Origin of the sequence: Trichocoleus sp. DQ-U1, assembly GCF_039961925.1 — a bacterium.
GTDB lineage: Bacteria > Cyanobacteriota > Cyanobacteriia > Cyanobacteriales > FACHB-T130 > FACHB-T130.
Map to the genome: position 1 here is coordinate 1 of NZ_JAMPKB010000068.1, position 18,599 is coordinate 18,599.

The window sequence follows — 18,599 nt, forward strand, 5'->3', positions numbered from 1 at the left end:
TGGGATGGAAAGCTGCCGCTAATTGTCGAAGACTCTACAAAATTGTTGGATTTAAGTAAATTTGTAAAACCTAACTAAAATTGGTTAAAATATTGTAGATAGTGTTGTGGATACAGTTAACAGGTTTTCAAAAGCAATTGAAACCTGAGTCTGAAACCGTTGTTGATGCTTCAGCTTCAAGACAGGCTGGACGATTTCTAGTTTCGTCTTCGCTCTTGTCCTATCATCTACAACTTTAACTGCGTGCAGTGTAGAGAGTTGTAGTTCTTTTTGCACCATCAATTCAGGAATTGCAGCTGCACCGACACCGCCTTCAACCACTGCCTTCACCATCTCGCTACTGTTCAATACTAAAACTACATTGAACTGGGTAGGAGCGATTCCCCAATTTTGCAAAGCTTGCTCAAACATTTGTTGCGCTCCAGATCCTGGCTCTCGCATTACCCAACTGGTTGTAGAAAGTTCTGTTAGAGAAATCTCAGCAAGCTCAAACCAGGGGTGAGACTTTCCCACGACGATTTGTAAGCGATCGCTCCCGACTCTCTCTTGCTCTAAGCAACTCTGTAGCGATGGTTTGACTTCTCCTGTTATTAAACCTAAATCAAATAGTCCCGTTGCTGTCCCTTCGCAAATTTCTTCTGCATTACCCAGAGTACAGTTAACAAAAATGCCAGGATATTGTGTTTTAAATTGACTAATTTTGTTGGGTAGCCAATAGTTGCCAATCGTGAGACTTGCGCCCAATTTCAACTCACCCCGTTGTAAATTGTTTAATTCCCGCAAACCTCGCTCAGTCAAAGCAACCTGATCGAGAATCTTCTGCGCTTCCACCTGTAGCAGTTTCCCCGCCTCTGCGATCTCAATGTGGCGACCAACGCGATGGAACAGTTTCACGCTGTATTGCTGTTCCAAGCTTTGGATCGCGGCACTAACCGCAGGTTGGGTAATATATAGTTCCTCCGCCGCACGGGTAAAGTGCAGATGTTCTGCCACTGCTAGAAAAATTCGTAATTGTTCAAATGTCATCTCTACTTTTTAAGGCTCCTTAAGCACCTCTAGCTGTCTATATCAAGCTATCAATCACTTTAAGTTATCCTTTCAACAAAAAAAAGTATTTGCTTTTATTAATTTGGCTGCGTAGATTGAAAACATATATTCATTGCAATCAAGCCTTACCCAGACAAAGCCTAGCGGTTAGATTCGGCTAGCCGTACCGAATTGGCAAATCTGTATGAAGGGAGTCTCTAAATGACGAGTGAAAGACGACTAAATCAGAGCGATCGCGGCTTAAAGCCAAACTGTCTTCCTTTTGGAGAAGTTCTTGCTCAATCCTTTGCGGTCATTGCACCCACAACAATACCCGCCTCAAATATAGGATTGATCGTTGTGCTTTCAGGAAATGGCACCTGGTTAAGTTTTCTGATCGGCATGATTGGGTTAGTGCTTGTTAGTACTAACATTAATCAATTTGCCAGTCGTTCTGCTTCTCCCGGTTCGCTCTACTCTTACATCGTCAAAGGATTGGGGCCTACAGCGGGTGTAATTTGTGGCTGGAGTTTAGTTCTGGCTTACTTGTTTACAGGAATGTCAGTTTTGTGTGGCTTTGCCAACTTTAGCGGGATTTTGATTGGTCACTTGGGCGTTCATCCCTCGACGATTACGCTGCTAGCGCTCGGTGCAGGGGTTGCCTGGTATGCAGCATATAAAGATATTCAGTTATCAGCAATGGCGATGCTGTGGATGGAGGGAGCCTCTCTGCTCCTGATTGCCGTCTTGGGGATCATCATCTGGGCGCACAAAGGCTTTGCTTTAGATATGTCCCAATTGACTTTGCAAGGCGTAACTCCAGGTAGCGTCGCAATGGGGCTTGTCATGGTGATGTTTAGTTTCTCTGGCTTTGAAAGTGCTACATCTCTGGGTGATGAAGCAAAAAACCCATTGAAAACGATCCCCAGAGCAGTTTTGGGGAGTACTACCCTGGCTGGTCTATTCTTCATTTCGATGACTTACATTGAGGTGCTGGGTTTTAGTGGTACTGGAGTTTCCATTACCACTACGGAAGAACCGCTGGGTTTTCTAGCGCAACAGGCGGGAGTTGGTTTTTTAGGAACCTTGGTCGCCTTCAGTGCCCTGTTTAGCTTCTTTGCCTGTGTCCTTGGTAGTATCAACCCAGCAGCCAGAGTCTTCTTTACGATGGCTCGTCACGGCTTATTCCCCTCTTCGTTGGGTTTATCTCACTCATCGAACCGGACACCGCACATTGCCGTTACGCTGTGTTCGCTGATTGTATTTCTTGTGCCTGCTTCGATGTCCCTGTTTCATGTGAAGCTGTTTGACAGCATGGGTTACTTGGGCGCGATCTGTAGCTACGGGTTTTTAACGGTTTATACCTTGATTTCGATCGCTGCACCCGTTTACCTGCACAAGATTAGAAAACTCCGCCTACACCATGTAGTGTTCTCAGTTCTCGCAGTTGGGTTTATGATGATTCCCGTTCTCGGAAGTGTGGGAATTCCCGGTAGCAGTCTTTTCCCAATTCCCGCAGCCCCTTACGATGCGTTTCCTTACCTGTTTTTGATGTACCTGATAGTTACGTGTGGATGGTTTGTCATTCAAAGATTCCGTTCTCCAGAAATTGTCAGCTCAATGGAGCGGGGTATTGAAGAGATTCATGCCAAGTTTGCGACACCAAGTTCGGCGGTGATACCAGAAGCGATCGCAGATGATGAATTTTGAAGCTAGTTTGGACAACGCATCTACAAACCTTAAGGACACGCAAAAATGAGCGAAATAATCACGGCAATCCCCCTTGGATTCACTGCCTTCACAGCCACCAACCTTGATGACATCGTGATTTTGTTGCTGTTTTTCTCGCAAGTGAATGCGGTATTCCGACGTCGCCATATTGTGGCTGGTCAGTATCTGGGTTTTGGTGCATTAGTCCTCGCTAGCCTTCCCAGTTTTTTTGGTACCCTAATATTGCCGCGCCCTTGGATTGGTTTGTTGGGCATTGCCCCAATTGCAATTGGAATTAGTCGCTTACTCAATCAAGACACGGATGAATCGGAAGGCGAGGAAAAAGTAGAACCACCTGAGAAATCTTGGTTTACCAGTTTTTTATCTCCACAAACTTATAGCGTAGCAGCCGTTACATTTGCGAATGGGGGTGACAACATCGGTATCTATGTGCCGTTGTTTGCGAGTAGTACCTGGGAGGGTCTTCTGGCGATTCTGGGGGTATTCTTCTCGCTGGTGGGAGTTTGGTGCTACACCGCTTACCAATTAACCCGTTTACCTGCGATCGCCCAAACCCTCACACGCTACGGCAATCAACTCGTTCCCTTTGTTTTAATTGGGTTGGGTGTTTTAATTCTAGTAGACAGTCACACACTGGAAAATCGTGGCTTGCTCGTACTGACCTTAGTCACAAGTTGTCTCTGTTTGCTGACTCTCGGCAGAAGTAACGATCAAGTGTCTGAGGCGGAAATTTGCTCAACGCCTGAAGTGGAGAAAAATTAACGAGGTTGCGATCGCAGTGTCATGAGTTGGTTTGCACAAGCAATCATTGCCGGAGTTACATCCTTTGTAGCAACTAACATCGATGACATTGTGATCTTGATGCTATTCTTCGCCCAGGTAAATTCTACCTTCCGCACCAGACATATTGTTGTAGGTAAGTATCTTGGATTCACTGTATTAATTGCCGCTAGTCTTCCGGGTTTCTTTGGTGGCTTAATTCTGCCAAAAGCTTGGATTGGCTTACTAGGTCTGGTTCCCATTGTTATTGGAGTGAATCAATTAGTCAATTGGGAAAAAGATGAAAACGAAGTCCAGACAGTATCAGATGAATTCAATAGCTCAAAAGCTAGTTCCTCAGTGATGTCAACTCTCGCTAGTTTTCTTACTCCTCAGACTTATCACGTCGCAGCTGTTACATTTGCTAATGGGGGTGACAATATCGGGATATATGTACCGTTGTTCGCTAGTAGCAATCTGGCTAGTTTGGGAGTAATTTTAAGCGTGTTTTTTGTGTTGGTTGGAGTTTGGTGTTATGTCGCCTACCAATTAACCCGCCATTCGGTTGTTGCTCACCTTTTCACTCGCTACGGTAAGAGAATCGTCCCATTTGTGTTAGTTGGCTTAGGAATTTTTATTCTGGTTGAAAGCGGTAGCTATCAACTCTTACCGTCGTTCCAATAAGTGTCAGTTTTACCTTGGCAGACCATTTACCAGTATCTGCAATTTAATAAAAACCTTTTTTGCTAAAGGTCTACCCTTAAAAATTTTCCAACCATAAACCCAAACATCGAGTTGGAAAAACTCGGAATCTCGCAAGGAGAAAGTTCATGAAACTGTTCAAAATCGCTCTGGTAGCATTCGTATTTCTGGTCAATTTAGCGATAGCTCAACCTTCTTTGGCAGACAGACCGAAACTTACCCAGAGTCCTGACTACACAGAGGTAACTCAATCTCTTGACAGCCTCTTAAAGGCAAAAGACGCACCGGATCAATCCGACTATACACCTGAGGAAATTCAGCAGAAGCTCGGTGAGTTGCAACTGCAAAAATATATCTTAGAGACAGCAGCAGACTGGGGGCAGTGCCGTAATGAAACTGGAAAAACGTTGGCGGTCTATGCTCATAAACCCAATAAATCTAACTTTTCCGCAGCAAGTACTCTCTACTACTTGGGAAATGGTAAAGTCACGGACGATGATTGGAACTGTGATGGCGTTTACTTGCCAAGTGGTGTCAAAGTAGCTGGCTTAACTCCTGGTGACACCCAAGGGCAAAATTTAGGGGAGCCTGTAGCTCTCAAAATAGTGGCTGGAACCCAATTAGTCGCTAAAACCAATCCAGAAACTGGTGCAGTTGAATTCAACGTTCCTGCTGCGAAAGTTTTCAAAGCAGGTGAGGGTACATGGTCTATTCCTAACTTGTCGTCAGCAGATGTGGAAGCGCAAACTCCTAACGCACCAATCGAGGATTAAATTTTTCACGCCAGCGAAAGCACTTTAAGTGTTTTTCCTCTAAAGAGTAACAGGATGACAGCCAGGGTATGAAAAGCTACCAAAAGTAAACGGTTGAACAGCTATCATTCTCTGGCTAATAGACTTCATAAAATTTTTCGGAATATCGGGTTCCGGATCAAAGTGCTTCTGAAGGGATAAAGCTTGTTTTGTTTGTACATCTAAACTGATAATTGAGGGTAGTATTTTGTGCAGCTATTGTTTATGTTTAAGCCGATAAATGGGAGTACAGAAAAATTAGAGACGCCGAAACGACGGACTTCTGAGCGAGTGCGGGATCATTTGGCAAACGAACGCACCTACTTAGCATGGATGCGGAGTGCGATCGCGCTGATGGGATTTGGTGTTCTGATCGTCCGCCTTCGTCTCCTCCGCCCACCTCTTGCGCCTCAACCCCCTGGTAATGGGTGGAAGTTAGGTTTAGTGTTTTCCTTAGTTGGTTTGGTAACGGTATTGCTGTCAACCCAGCACTACTTCGCTGTTCGACATGACATTGATGAGGATACATACGAACCTGCGGATCGCTGGGTGATTTTATTTAGCCTTGCCGTACTCACCTTGGGAGCTGGGGTTATCTACTACGTCTTCACAGTTCCAGTTGAATCATTAAATGGTGTCATCCTTGATTAACTGAGATTTTATTTAAGTAACCCTGAAGAGAGCCTACCTTTAAAAGTCATTTTTAGAGGTTTTATAACGCATATAAACTCAGAAGTAATGCGTTAGACCTGGCTACAGGCTACGCAGATATGTTGCACCGTCAATTATTTTTAGGGTAGGCTGCAATGTGTCAGCAATGCGCTTTTTATAAGCATTTTCGGATAATCTTTTCACTTCAACGCATAAAAAAGTAATGATTAAAGATTGGAGATTTTGTGAGCAAAATAAGTTTGGATAAATCTACACTTAGTAATAGTAAATTGACGACCACTTGTTTAATTGTTGGTATAGAAATAATTATTGGTTTACTAAGTGGTCTAACTTTTATTGCACTTGGGGCAGGTGGAGGGTCTTGGATACTTGGGGGTATTGCTGCTGGTGCCTTGGTCTTTTATTTCTATCGTCGATATAACAATCAAGCTAAACCTAATCGCAACTCAAGGAAATTTGGACAAATTATTGTTGGTCTTACTGTAGGATTTTCTCTTAAGCAAAGTAATCTAATAACTATTTATTCCCAATTACATATCTTTCTATTTTTAGCATTATTTTTACTGTTTTGTGGTGGAATTATTGGTTATATATATTCACGCATTGAAAAAACAGATTTGCTAACTGCCATGCTTGCTACGGTTCCCGGAAATATAGGAATCATGGCAAGTATAGCAGCAGACTATGGTAGAAATATTTCACTTGTTTCTCTCGTTCAGTTAATACGCTTTACGGCAATTATTATTGTTATACCGCTTATTGCTAATGTTTCTAACGCACATGACATTAACGCGATAATTCATTCCGTTACTGAGAATTTATTTGTCATAAATTTCAACTACTTATTTTTACTATTTTTGTTACTATCTGTAACATTATTGACAGTTAAAATAGGCAGTTATTTAAAAATCCCTGTTGCTGGTTTCTTGTGTTCAATAATAGTCGGGGTTGCTTTTGATTCGTTGCTAGATTCACTGCCATTTTTATCTCATATCGATTTTAATCTACCCCCTTTATTTAATTTAATTGGTCAAATTCTACTGGGAATTACAATCGGCGAATATTGGGGAATGAACCCAAAGCTGGGAAAGCTTACAGTAGCGTATGCCTCGGTTCCTGTAGCCATGACCTTTTTGGCAGGATTCATCTCAGCAGGAATTGCTACGTTGATCTCGCCCTGGGACTGGCTAACGTGTTTGCTGGTGACATCTCCAGGCGGATCTCCAGAAATGATATTAATCTCTCTAGCTTTGCATCACAATGTTGAGATTGTAACCGCAGGTCATCTAGTTCGGCTAATGACGATTAATCTGTGTCTTCCAGCTTTGGTGTCTTTCATTTGCTATCTAGAAGGCCGTTCTACAAAAAATCAAGATGGCGCAGCAGATCAGCTTAAAACGATATCACCCAAATCAGCAATGCCATAATTTCTTTGCGATGGTGTTAACCTTGGGCTTGTTAACCTTGGGCTATTGATTCCTCTTCATCCACAGTTAGCTCATCCTCAGGAATAGTACTCGGTTTAGTTAAATGTGGTTGGATTAGCAGACTAACGCCAATTGACCAAGCAATTGAAACCATCCATCCTGCTAAAATATCGCTGGGAAAATGAACCCCTAAATATATTCGCGTCCAACCGATCGCTAATACGAATACGCTCCCCACAGCCAGCACCAACCAGCACCAATTACTATTCCAGGTCAAAATGACTAAAGCAGCTATCAAGGTCATACTGGACATCGCGTGACCGCTGGGAAATGCATAATCAAACTCTGGGGAAATTGACTCCCAGAGGTTGGGACGCACTCGATGCAGCAACAGCTTTGCAGTGCGATTAATCAAAATGCTCCCTAGTAGCGTGGTCAGTAAATAGGCGAGCGATCGCCACTTTTTAAGGCGTAGCAACACTAACGAGATTACAGTAGCAACTGGAAATACGCCCCAAAATACTCCGAACTTGGTTAAAGTTGCCGCAAAAACGTCTACTTGTGGCTGTGCTATCTTGTGAACTGCTAGCAGGAGAGTTTCATCCCAGGGAAGACCGCCTTGATTCTGCAATACTACTAATGCAAGTTCTTCAAAAACCAGCATTGGTAAACAGACTCCTATCAATAGGAGTAGCAAAGAACGCCAATAAGCAACGAGCAGCTTTTCGAGAAAACTTAGGAAAGATGAAGGCAGCTTCCAAAAATTAGAACTAAACATTCACCAAAAAATGCTGAAAATGTGTACAAACCGAAATTCTTTATTTTTAAAAAAAAAGTAGCACCCTGATGGGGAAATATCTTTGCTATCAGATATTAAATCAAACTCAGATCACGCTTGATAAACTAACTTCCAACTTACTCCTGCTAAAATTACGTAAATTACCAGCCGGAGTGCGCTTTGAGGAGTAACCTTGCAGAGTTTAGCCCCAAGCAAAACCCCTGGTACTGTCCCTAACCAAATTGGCAATACTAAACTCCAATTCACTGTTCCAAGGCAGAGGTGTCCAAGGGAAGTAAACACCAATAAAATCGCTGCCTGTGAAATATCTGTGCCTACCAATTTACGCGCGTCGAGGCGGAAAAAGGTAATCAACACAATTGCAAACATCGCACCAGAAGACACGCTAGTTAATCCTACCAGACAGCCTAAAAATGCTCCTACACTGAGGGTCGAAATTCGACCCCTCTGAGTGTTTAAGTCAAACTTAGGCAGTTCAGGTAACTGCAACTTCGGGAAAAAAGTTTTCAGCGACAATTGTGCGAGTCCCAACAAAGTGACAAGCAGGATCATAAACCCGATCGCACGTAGCAGAATGTAATCTAGGTCTAAGGTTGCATTAAGCTTAATCAGGTATAAAATCCCTACTCCGGTTAGTGAGCCAGGAACACTTCCCCAAGCCAGCCATTTGATAACTTGCAGGTCAAGCGTTTGCTGTTTCCAGTGTTTAAAGCCGCCGATCACCTTCATCAATGTGGCAGCTACTACATCGGAACTGACTGCGATCGCAGGTGGAACGTGGAACACAAAAATCAACATCGGAGTGATCAGAGATGCTCCACCGATTCCCGTTAAACCCACAATGATACCCACGACAAAACTGAGGAACGGTAGTAATAGATAGTCCATACTGCTGTCCTGATACAGGCGATTAAAATGCTGAATCTCTAACTAAAAGTAAACTTTGACCTTAGTGCTAGCGGCGATTAAGCAACATTCACCGCCTATAAATCCCCCTTAGCCACCGGGGAATAAGACAGGAGCATCGAGAATCTTAAACTGTATCAATGCCAGAATGACCAGAGTGTAAGCGGTTGAGGAGACTACACCTGTCAATAACTCTTTTTTCCAGTTACGCTCAGCGGGTTCCTTACTAAAAACATCGACAGCCCCTACTTGCATCAAGAGAATTCCCGCAATATTAGAGAGCCAGTACCCGACGATTGAGCAAGGCAGAAGTAAATCTGGGGAAAGCCAACTACAGATATACCCAAAAAAATAAGCAATTGGCAGATTGAAAAACAGGTCATTCCACCAACATAGTGGTGACAGCATATATCCAATGACCAGAAGGAATCCGCCTCTGAGCTTTTTGAACCAACCTTCCTGGAAACTTTGTTGAGCCGCTGGTTGCAAATGCTCAGGAGTTACTTGCCCTGCGAGGGTCAGCTCACTACTGGGTCTTTTAGCGTTGTCCATGCAAAATCCACTATCCCGCTAGAGTTACCGTAGTTTCAATTTAATCTGATACGGATCAAAAGTCTAGTGCGGAAGGGACAACGCTTTAGTTTTTTTTGAAATATCTAACTATGGTGTGAAACCTGCAAGGCTCTCCAAAGCTCTTGAAACCCTTAGAAGAGTCATCGGTTGGCTTGAGGCGGGAGCAAAACTAAACGAAATACAGGCTGCTGTTGGGTTTCACTCTGTTCAACCCAACCTACACGGAATGATTTGTCAGGCAGCCAGGGGCTGAAAGTGAGGCTTGTTAGCGTAGCAGGACGTAGTCGAGAGTCGTTAGTTGAGTAGTTAAACTAAGCCGGGTTGTCGTCAACCCGACTTGTCTTCAAAACCGAACTTTAAACTTTCGCTTCCTCCGGCTCCTCAGGGGATCTTCGGCTGGTCATGCACACTACTAGCCGAAGATCCCAATCGTCGAAGGGCTGTTTTCACATCATGGCAATGTCGGTGAAGTAGCTGTAGATTCTCAGGGGTATCGTTACTCCCTCTGTTTTTAGGGATGATATGGTCAGTGTCCAGCAAGTCTCCATCCTTGAAGGACAATCCGCTCCTGCACCTACTATCAAGCTAACTACCTGGTTTAGGCATCCACCTAATCCCCAAATCAACGACAAAATCACTCGACTTTGAACCGAGAACCCGATCGATCGAGGCGATAAACTAAGGTTTTCCCGTTGCCATCCACAGCGACTCGCCAACCTGCGACCATTGCTTGAGCGCAGCTATTTTCCGTACCGGGCAAATCAAAACAGGTATTTGACCACATCTGACTTCGACCTTCGAGGATGTATAACTGAGAAGTTGGTACTTGTAATTGCTTACTGGCATCCTGCAATACCACCTTGGCAATGGAATTAGGCAAAGAATCTTTGCGTGACGGCATTTCACCTATTGCTTCCGTCCTAATTTGCTCAGCAGATTTATCGGTACGATAGACCTGATATTGCTTCGGTTTGCCTTCCACCGTCACCTGCCAACCCGGTGTCTGAGCGCTCATGCATCGCTCTACAGGACTCGGAAGATCTAAACAGCCATTAGACCAAGTTTGCTGTTGAGTTTTTGTAATCAAAAGTTGGGAGATTGGTAAGGTTAAATGCTCGGATGCTAACTTTAAAACTTGCTCAGCAACCGCAGGAGGTAATTTTTTCGCCTCGTTTGGCTGGATCTCCCTTTGATAAAGCTGAACCTGGGAACCCACTTTGTCAGTATTATAAATCCAGCGTTTTTGCCCGCTTTCTACGGTGACTTGCCAGCCCTCCACGACAACTGGATCGCAGGGATGGGGAAAAGTCGAAACTTCGCAACCATACGCCCACCCTGTCTGCTTCGCATTCACAATGCGTCCGGTGTTCGCCGGAAGTCCCCAGTTTTGGGTGGCATCTTGCAAAACGGCACTGACAACAGATTTAGGCAATTTGGCATCAACGATGCTGCTAGCAGCTTCATTTAATCTGATCCGGGAGCCGTTGCGATCGCTTCGATAAACTAAGCTTTGTTGCCTAGCTTTTACAGTGACTTCCCACGCAGGCATATTAATTTTGGTGCAGCCTTCAGCCGGACGCGGCAGATTTAAACAACCGTTGGTGTAAATCTGTTCATACTTAATGATGCGTAGTTGCGACGCTTGTAATCCCGTGCGTTGAGATGCTATTCGCAAAATGGCATTGGCAACGGAAGACGGTAACTTTTCTTTCTTAGATACTTGTTTGACGGGATCGGCAACAGCAGCTTCTTTTAAGGTTAAAGCAGTACATAAAGATAAAGATAAGCTGCTAGTCAATAAAATTAAAGTAGCAACCAGCCATTTTTTAGGATTTTTACTTTGAGTCATTCTTTCCACAATTAAGGCTACTCCAAAGCCACTTGAATTAAATTTTAGAAGCTTGATGTTTGCTTGAAGTTCATACAATCATTTGAGACGTGTCTGAAAAATCTATGTTCCAAATTAAATTTTTTCTAGGTTTTACAGGCACGTTAGCGCAAGGCTATTTTGCGTTTATAGATTCTGAACGCACTCAAAGCAATTTATAAAGAAATAACTAATATCAGCTTGCCATAACCGCGATTCTTAATTTGTTGGGGAGATTTACTCCTGTTTTTATAACATTGAGATTAGGGCATCTAAAGTGTTGGTTTCAAAAACTGAAACCACTGAATATTATCTAGGCGGCTGAAGCCGCAGCGATATCAACGAAACCCGCCTACATGGTTTAAAAGCCCAATCAATTACCCATAGCAATCCTAAAGGATGCGTGACGGCGATATCCTCGACTTCTCTTAACAAGTCGGGGAGCTGAATCGCTGGCAGTTTAGAGGATACCTGAGAATTATCAAAAGTTGCTTTGATACCTCCAGCCTCCTTTTTAGGGTGAGAGAATCTTCTCAAAATCCCCCTTTTTATAGCGTTCGCGTAGCGGCGCGGATGCGCGAGAGGGATGCGCGATCGCGCTATAGCGGCTCTCTCTTCGCAGGGATGCAAGGGGGCTCTTTACCGTTTAAGCGTCTCGATTAGGACTTTCTAGACATTCTCTTGTCGCTCAAATATGATTGGATATTCTTGATGAATAAAGTAGCTTTCGCGCATGAACAATACTCAAGACATCGTGTGTCCAATCCGGAAGAATTAGTGTCATGGCAATTTCTTCTAGCGTGTGAATGCAACCTACAGCAATCATCATCAATAGCGTAACTCCAGCATAATTAAAAACGAATAGGGCAATTGTGGTGATGAATAGCGTTATTCCCCAAGCTTTGGCTGAATAAGTGTGATAGCTGGCAGGTTTTCCATATTTCGCTAAGTTTACTACCAACCAGATTAATTGCATCAAGATTATGAGGCTCAATGGTATCGAGAATTTAGTAACTACATCAGGATGCACTAACCATGCACTAATTCCGATACATAGATAAAGACAAACATCAGCTAAACTATCGGCTTGTCGCAAAGCAGCGGTACTGACACCGATTCGACGGGCGATCGCGCCATCAAAAATATCTGAAAGAAAGGCAAGTACAAAACTAAAAATGAACCAGGGACTGGTTGTACCGTCAAGGGCATCCCATAATAGCAAAGGGCTTAGGCAGAGGCGGATAATGACCAGTGAAATGGGAAGAGATTGCAGAATCAAGGATGAATATTTTTGGCGATCGCGTTGGGAGTGTTCGATTGTATTTAAGTTGTTCATGTTATTGAGGGCATGAGTAAGCGTGTGATGATAAAGACGCGATCGCTAATTCCATTTCGCTTTTGTGAAGCTACACATCAGATCCCCCCAACCCCCTTAAAAAAGGAGGGCTAAGAAGAAGCTTATGTGTAGGAGTCGAAAAATGAATGGCTATATCTAAAAAGGAAGCACCGTTATCGCTTGCATTTCGTACTGCTCATTCGCTGCTACATCACTGGATCTCGCGCTTGTCCCTAAAGGCAAAGGAAGTGGTTCGTAGCGTTCCAAGCGGTTGAGGGGTCTGCGGGTTGCAGTTTCGTAGGCGAGCGCAGTGTGGAGGTAAGCTAGGATTTCCATCATTGGTAGATGCCTGGGGGGTGAAGTTCTCGATTACCCTTAGTTTTATGGGAATCCAGATTTACGGGGAGCGATCGCTTACCAGTTTTTGAAAAGTACGCCTGCTTGGTGGCTGTAAACCTAGTTTTCTCGTAGCCGCTGCGCCTTGAGAAGGGGTCAGTTGCAGAATTGGCCGATCCCTTGCGGAAATAGTGAAGTCTTTTTCGCCTTTTCTAGGCGTTGGCAAAGGCGATCGCTTCGGGTGCATCTCCATGATGCTTTCTCTACACGAACGAATTTCATCACAAGGAGAGCCATCGCTCTGATATAGCAATCCTATTTGAGTTATAACCAGCGCTTGAGATCCCCGACGTAGAGAAGTCAAGGATCTTACCTTCACGAATCATTTGGGGGTTGAGGCGGAGTAATTCTGTGAATGTCCCATCTATCCGGTTAGCAGCTAAGCTTGCATTTGTTAAAGCGGAGCGAATAATTTTGTTTCAGCCTGCTGCGTAGCTTCAGCAAAAAGCTTCTCGGCAAGTTGTTGTTTTTCAGCAAGGTCAGCAAGATTTTCTATGCCATAAAGGGATGACACGTTAGCGATTACATCTGGCGGAAAGTCTCGGCTAAAGTATTTTGTTTTAAAATCGTATCGGTTCGGTCGATATACCATTCCCAAAACTTCTATTAAAGGTTGCATTGTGTAGTTGTGATAATTAGCGATCGCTTCCACAAACCGCTCACGATTAATCTCTTTCTTTACAAAAACTTGCAGAAAATCAAATTTACTTCTTAGAATCTCTAATCTTGCTTTCATTTCCTCTAAATGTTCGCTTTGATTCAAATTCGTCTGAACAAGAAGATTAGCTTTATCAAATGCAACGACTAGATTTCCATGCCGCTCCAACGCTAGGAAATGATTGGGATTACTCCGCTTCATTAGCACAAAATCAATCATTAAGAACGGACTTGCTGATTCTAATTGGTAAAAGCATTGTGAGTGACCATGCCAAGTCGGTTCGGGAACTCGTAACTTAAATCGAATTTTAGAAATAGTTTCTAGAGCAGTTTCTACAATAGAAAACGTTTCTTCAACGCGCTCATCTTCAACAGTTACCTGAATGTCGAGGTCAGACCACTCATCTGTATAGCCATGTGCAGCCGAACCTCCTTGCCAGAAAGCAAAAACAAAATCAATTGGCTGTAAGGTATTAATCAGCGTTTCAAGAATTTCTACTCTCATCATCATGTATAAAATATGTAGAAAATTTAAGCCTTTAGCGATTAGCCCGTTCGCCGTAAGCGTTCCCGTTTGCGTTAGCCTTTCCTAAGGGTAGGGTAGGGTAATTTATTTCAGGGCAGAACTAAAATCTCAACAGGATCATCATCCTCCCGACTCACCCGATCGGGTGATTTCCCAGGACAACAAGCGCGAATAAGATAAGCTCAGCGAACAACGCGATGGAATACAACAGTTTGGCGTGCGTTGGTAAGTTTTGTAAACTACCTTCAGCCAATTGCAACTGGTTGTAGTATCATACTACAGTTCCCTTGACCGGGAAATTATTGAAAAGTATCTCAGGAGGAAGAGTGATGTTAGAGCGTGTAGCCGTTAAGACCGCCACAACCATTCAGACGCAACACCCCATCCTCACAGAGCTTTTCATTTAATTATTCTGATGTACGCGAATAATTTACGCGATTCCTCTGTGAGTTTGGCGGTCTATAACCGCACCCATAGAGGAAACTTCAATGAATTTAGAGTTGTTGGGCTGGAATCGTTTTTTTGAGAAAAACTTTGACAGCTATTTTCAACAAGGGTATACTGTTGGTCGAGTTGCTCTTGAGCAAAAAAATACCTACCTTCTCTACACCGAGTTAGGAGAATTGTCGGCAGAAGTAACGGGGAAAATGCGTTACCAAGCCGACACCCGAACAGATTTTCCAGCGGTCGGAGATTGGGTAGTCGTTAGCATTATTGACGATGAAGAAAAAGCAAAAATCCATGAAATTTTGCCCAGAAAAAGCAAATTTTCTCGAAAAGCTGTAGGCGCACAAACAGATGAGCAAATAATTGCCACCAACATTGATACGGTGTTTTTGGTTTCGGGATTGGATCTAGACTTCAATCTTAGAAGAATCGAACGGTATCTAATTTTGGTTTGGGAAAGTGGAGCGAATCCAGTCATCATTCTGAATAAAGCCGACTTGTGCGATGAAGTTGAGCAACGAAAAACGGAAGTAGAAGCGATCGCTCCTAGCGTACCCATTATTAGCTTGAGTGCAATTGAGAACCAAGGACTCGATGCCTTGAGTCCCTATCTCGGTACGGGGCAAACCGTAGCACTAATTGGTTCTTCGGGAGTCGGGAAATCGACGATTACCAATCAATTAGCTAAAAAGGACATTCAAGCAGTTCAATCAGTACGCAAAGGAGATAATCGAGGCCGCCACACCACAACACATCGAGAGTTAATTATTTTGCCTTCTGGGGGTTTGCTGATGGACACTCCGGGAATGCGAGAAATTCAGATGTGGAATGGAAGTGAAGGCTTTCAGGAAACCTTTACTGATATCAATACGCTTGCTACAGAGTGTCGCTTTCGCGATTGCCAACATGAAGCAGAACCCGGTTGTGCAGTGCAACAAGCTTTGCTTGATGGCATTCTAGATAAGCAACGTTTCCGGAACTACCGAAAACTTCAACAAGAGCTTGAATACAATCACCGGAAACAAGATCAAAAAGCGTCTTTAGCCGAGAAGGAAAAATGGAAAAAAATCCATAAAGCTCTAAGAAACAATCCAAAACGCTAAGCAGCTAAGTCATTATCTTAGCCAGCAAAAAAGCGTTAACTTCTAGGAGCAACCAGTAAGGATTGGGAAGTGGAGTCTCGAAACTTCCAAGTTAAACTTGGAAGTTTCAAGGCCTCAATTCCGCATAGGCAGTTGAATTCGTGTAGCCGTGAGTTGACTTGCCAGCGTTTTTTATCAACACTCAGTATTTTGGAAATAGCCATGAAGAACCTAACAAAAAATCATCATCTGTACTCTAATTACCCAGGATTCAGCATATATGCAAAAAAAATCATTTCTAACCGCCGAACAAATTAGCTACGAACTCGCTTCCGACCAAACCTTATTTACCAATGTTCAAGCCACAGTGAATGAGGGAGATAGAATTGCGCTTGTCGGTGCTAATGGGGTAGGAAAATCAACCTTGCTCAAAATCTTGGCTGGTGAAATTCAGCCTAGTTCGGGTTCTGTGAATCGTGAAGGTACGGTTTATTACCTTCCACAAATTAGCACCCTTATCCAGGCAACTCAAGGTGCGACTGTTCTTGATTTTTTAAGTAACTTTTCAGAAGATTGGTGGGAAATCAGTAACCTTTTAGAGGTCAAGTTTAAAACTTATGTGGATATTTCGCTACCAGTTAGCAGCCTGAGTGGTGGAGAGCTGACTAAATTGTTTCTGGCAATTGGTTTATACAGAAAACCAAGCGTGTTACTCCTAGATGAACCCACTAATCACCTGGATTTATTAGCTTTAGAGAATCTGAAGAATTTTCTCCAAGAATTGAAGCAACCTTTTGTGATTGTCTCTCACAAACCTTTTTTCCTAAATCAAGTTGTCAACACTATTTGGGAGCTAACAGCATTAGGAGTGAAAGTTTACGGTGGTAACTTTTCCAGCTATAAGGAACAAAAAGAAATTGAATTTCAGGTGGCTTTGAGGACGCGAGAAATAGCCAAAAAAGAACTTAAGCAGGCAACTGATGCGTCTTTGCAAGAAGAGAAACGGGCAGGAAAATCCCGAAGAGAAGGGCGTAAACAAGCTCACGATAGAAGTATGGGAAAATCTGCAAGAAGATTCTTCGAGAATCGAGCATCAGCAAGTGCTGGAAGCGCCTCAAAAAAACATGAGGCGGCGATCGCTAAAGCTACACAAAATTTGGAATCTGCCAAAATTAGGACAAATCCAGTTGCCATTGTTCGCCTTGAAGAAGAAAGTAGTAAAAAGGGGAGAAGCTTAATTAACATTCAAGGAGCCAATCTGAAAATTGTAAATCAGTTTCTCATAAAGAATATACAGATGCACATAGCATCCGGTGAGCGAGTTGCTATTTCTGGGGCGAATGGGTCGGGAAAATCTAGCTTAATTCGGGCAGTTTTGGGCATCCATCGAAAAAATTCCCCAGCGATTCTTGCATCGGGGAAGGTTTCAGTTGCTCCAAAATTAAAAGTTGTATATCTTGACCAAACTTACGAGTTAGTAGATAGAGGAAAAACCATTTTAGAAAATTTGCAAGCAGCGAATCCCAACCTTGAGTATCAACTTATCAGACAACAGCTTGGACACTTTTTATTTTTCAATGATGAAGTGAATAAAAAAGCTGAGGTCTTAAGTGGAGGAGAGCTAGCAAGACTTGCCCTGGCGATGATTAGCGTATCAGAAATTGACTTGCTGGTATTGGATGAACCAACGAACAATTTGGATTTAGAAACCATTACTCAAATTGTTGAAGCGTTAGAAGAGTATCAAGGTGCTATCTTGGTAATTTCTCATGACCTAGACTTTCTCAGTCGCATTCAGATAACCAAAGCCTTTAAAATCCAAAATAAGGCGATGCGAACGACCGTTTTTCTTCCCGATGAGACAAAACAATATTATCAAGAATTGCTGGAATAGCCAAAAGCAGCTCTAACTAAAATTAGGTGCTATCTAAATAGGCAAGTTTGTTTGTCTATAGCAGTCCAAATGATTTGTGAAGGCAAGATACCCAAATGCTTAGAAAAGTCGGGTATCTGAACCGCTAGTTCCCAACTAAACTAGGATTGTTATAGACACTCCTTGAGGCGTCGGATATGTTTATTAAACAGATGCCATGAACCCTAACTCAAATAATCTTAAAACCATTAATTACACCCAAATTGTAGACCTGAGTCATGTCATTGAGCCAAATATTCCTATTTGGCAAAACGATCCACTCGTTGAATTTGAGCCAGTCGCCGAGTTAAAAAAAGATGGCTACTATCTACGAAGGGTCTCGATGGGAGAACACAGCGGCACTCATATTAACGCACCCAGTAGCTTTTATGAAGATGGAGTTGGATTGAGAGTTATCCGGCTCAGTCGCTCGTTGTACCAGCAATTGTTATCGATATCCGCGACAAAGCTATTGCTAATTTTGACTATGCTTTAACAACAGCCGATGTCTTCGACTGGGAACAGCAACACCATCCTATCTCTCCTAACACTGTTGTACTTCTATACACGGGTTGGCAAGAAAAGTGGAGCGATAAAAGAGCCTTTTTCAATCAAGACAAACAAGGCAAATTTCACTTTCCGGGGTTTGGCGCTGAAACTAGCCGATTCTTAATCGAAGAACGCGCGATCGCTGGTGTGGGAATTGATACTCATGGCGTCGATCCAGGGCAAGATGAAACCTTTAGCACCAACCGCCTGGTACTAAAAAAGGCTGGAATTGTATTGGAAAACCTGACAAATCTTGATCGGTTATCGCCCACTGGCACTACATTAGTCATTGGGATTTTACGTCTACGGGGTGGTTCTGGGACACCTGTATCCGTGTTAGCTTTTGTGCCTTGATACCTGCACCAAAAATCGCATTGACTTTACGCGATCGCGCCTTCAATCAACCTTGACAGGCGATTATCCCTTGTGGTGAAAGCAAAG

General features: G+C 43.2%; 19 protein-coding genes and 1 pseudogene. 10 read left to right on the plus strand and 10 right to left on the minus strand.

Annotated elements, in window-relative coordinates; translation table 11 throughout:
* Window positions 1-84 precede the first annotated feature (84 nt).
* Window positions 85-1,026 carry a LysR substrate-binding domain-containing protein gene (locus NDI34_RS21895; RefSeq protein WP_348233820.1) on the minus strand — a complete coding sequence of 314 codons (942 nt, stop codon included), beginning with the start codon at window positions 1,024-1,026 and terminating at the stop codon, window positions 85-87.
* A gap of 222 nt (window positions 1,027-1,248) precedes the next feature.
* Between NDI34_RS21895 and NDI34_RS21900 the strand changes: the two genes are divergently transcribed.
* The 6 genes from NDI34_RS21900 to NDI34_RS21925 all read left to right on the plus strand — a co-directional run bounded on the left by NDI34_RS21900 (window position 1,249) and on the right by NDI34_RS21925 (window position 7,108).
* The gene (locus NDI34_RS21900) at window positions 1,249-2,736 is read left to right on the plus strand and encodes an APC family permease (protein ID WP_348233821.1); all 1,488 of its coding nucleotides are present in this window, start codon (window positions 1,249-1,251) and stop codon (window positions 2,734-2,736) included.
* Window positions 2,737-2,781: 45 nt separating this feature from the next.
* Window positions 2,782-3,519 (plus strand): cadmium resistance transporter, encoded by a 738-nt coding sequence (locus NDI34_RS21905; protein ID WP_190430926.1) that lies wholly within the window; start codon window positions 2,782-2,784, stop codon window positions 3,517-3,519.
* Between the two features lie 21 nt (window positions 3,520-3,540).
* Window positions 3,541-4,200: a cadmium resistance transporter gene (locus NDI34_RS21910; RefSeq protein ID WP_348233822.1), complete on the plus strand. Its 660-nt coding sequence runs from the start codon at window positions 3,541-3,543 to the stop codon at window positions 4,198-4,200.
* Between the two features lie 146 nt (window positions 4,201-4,346).
* Window positions 4,347-4,991: a hypothetical protein gene (locus NDI34_RS21915; RefSeq protein ID WP_348233823.1), complete on the plus strand. Its 645-nt coding sequence runs from the start codon at window positions 4,347-4,349 to the stop codon at window positions 4,989-4,991.
* Between the two features lie 243 nt (window positions 4,992-5,234).
* The gene (locus NDI34_RS21920; RefSeq protein WP_190412261.1) at window positions 5,235-5,660 is read left to right on the plus strand and encodes a DUF202 domain-containing protein; all 426 of its coding nucleotides are present in this window, start codon (window positions 5,235-5,237) and stop codon (window positions 5,658-5,660) included.
* Window positions 5,661-5,905: 245 nt separating this feature from the next.
* Entirely contained in the window at window positions 5,906-7,108 is a 1,203-nt protein-coding gene (locus tag NDI34_RS21925; RefSeq protein ID WP_348233824.1) for an AbrB family transcriptional regulator, read from the plus strand.
* Between the two features lie 31 nt (window positions 7,109-7,139).
* Here NDI34_RS21925 and NDI34_RS21930 read toward each other — a convergent pair whose 3' ends face one another.
* The 9 genes from NDI34_RS21930 to NDI34_RS21970 form a co-directional block, all read right to left on the minus strand.
* A complete protein-coding gene (locus NDI34_RS21930; RefSeq protein ID WP_348233825.1) occupies window positions 7,140-7,886 on the minus strand; it encodes a phosphatase PAP2 family protein in 747 nt (248 codons plus the stop codon).
* 111 nt (window positions 7,887-7,997) lie between these two features.
* Entirely contained in the window at window positions 7,998-8,795 is a 798-nt protein-coding gene (locus tag NDI34_RS21935) for a sulfite exporter TauE/SafE family protein (protein ID WP_348233826.1), read from the minus strand.
* A gap of 108 nt (window positions 8,796-8,903) precedes the next feature.
* Window positions 8,904-9,365, minus strand: coding sequence for a hypothetical protein (locus NDI34_RS21940; protein WP_190412265.1), 462 nt, complete (start codon window positions 9,363-9,365; stop codon window positions 8,904-8,906).
* Between the two features lie 402 nt (window positions 9,366-9,767).
* A complete protein-coding gene (locus tag NDI34_RS21945) occupies window positions 9,768-9,947 on the minus strand; it encodes an HNH endonuclease signature motif containing protein (RefSeq protein ID WP_190412266.1) in 180 nt (59 codons plus the stop codon).
* A 73-nt stretch (window positions 9,948-10,020) separates the two neighbouring features.
* Window positions 10,021-11,235, minus strand: a complete 1,215-nt coding sequence (locus tag NDI34_RS21950) for a hypothetical protein (protein WP_348233827.1) — start codon at window positions 11,233-11,235, stop codon at window positions 10,021-10,023.
* A gap of 706 nt (window positions 11,236-11,941) precedes the next feature.
* Entirely contained in the window at window positions 11,942-12,589 is a 648-nt protein-coding gene (locus NDI34_RS21955; RefSeq protein WP_348233828.1) for a CDP-alcohol phosphatidyltransferase family protein, read from the minus strand.
* Window positions 12,590-12,745: 156 nt separating this feature from the next.
* Complete coding sequence (locus NDI34_RS21960) at window positions 12,746-12,928, minus strand: hypothetical protein (RefSeq protein WP_190412268.1); 183 nt, start codon at window positions 12,926-12,928, stop codon at window positions 12,746-12,748.
* 58 nt (window positions 12,929-12,986) lie between these two features.
* On the minus strand, window positions 12,987-13,178 hold the full coding sequence (locus NDI34_RS21965) for a hypothetical protein (RefSeq protein WP_348233829.1): 192 nt from the start codon (window positions 13,176-13,178) through the stop codon (window positions 12,987-12,989).
* A 201-nt stretch (window positions 13,179-13,379) separates the two neighbouring features.
* Complete coding sequence (locus tag NDI34_RS21970; RefSeq protein ID WP_242033158.1) at window positions 13,380-14,153, minus strand: nucleotidyltransferase domain-containing protein; 774 nt, start codon at window positions 14,151-14,153, stop codon at window positions 13,380-13,382.
* A 503-nt stretch (window positions 14,154-14,656) separates the two neighbouring features.
* Between NDI34_RS21970 and rsgA the strand changes: the two genes are divergently transcribed.
* From rsgA to NDI34_RS21990, 4 genes and pseudogenes are all read left to right on the plus strand, one after another.
* Entirely contained in the window at window positions 14,657-15,718 is a 1,062-nt protein-coding gene (gene rsgA, locus NDI34_RS21975) for a ribosome small subunit-dependent GTPase A (RefSeq protein WP_190689808.1), read from the plus strand.
* Between the two features lie 259 nt (window positions 15,719-15,977).
* Window positions 15,978-17,591 (plus strand): ribosomal protection-like ABC-F family protein, encoded by a 1,614-nt coding sequence (gene abc-f / locus NDI34_RS21980; protein WP_348233830.1) that lies wholly within the window; start codon window positions 15,978-15,980, stop codon window positions 17,589-17,591.
* Window positions 17,592-17,787: 196 nt separating this feature from the next.
* A pseudogene (locus NDI34_RS21985) lies at window positions 17,788-18,275 on the plus strand (cyclase family protein); the annotation flags it as partial.
* A gap of 30 nt (window positions 18,276-18,305) precedes the next feature.
* Entirely contained in the window at window positions 18,306-18,512 is a 207-nt protein-coding gene (locus NDI34_RS21990) for a hypothetical protein (RefSeq protein ID WP_348233835.1), read from the plus strand.
* Window positions 18,513-18,599: the final 87 nt, after the last annotated feature.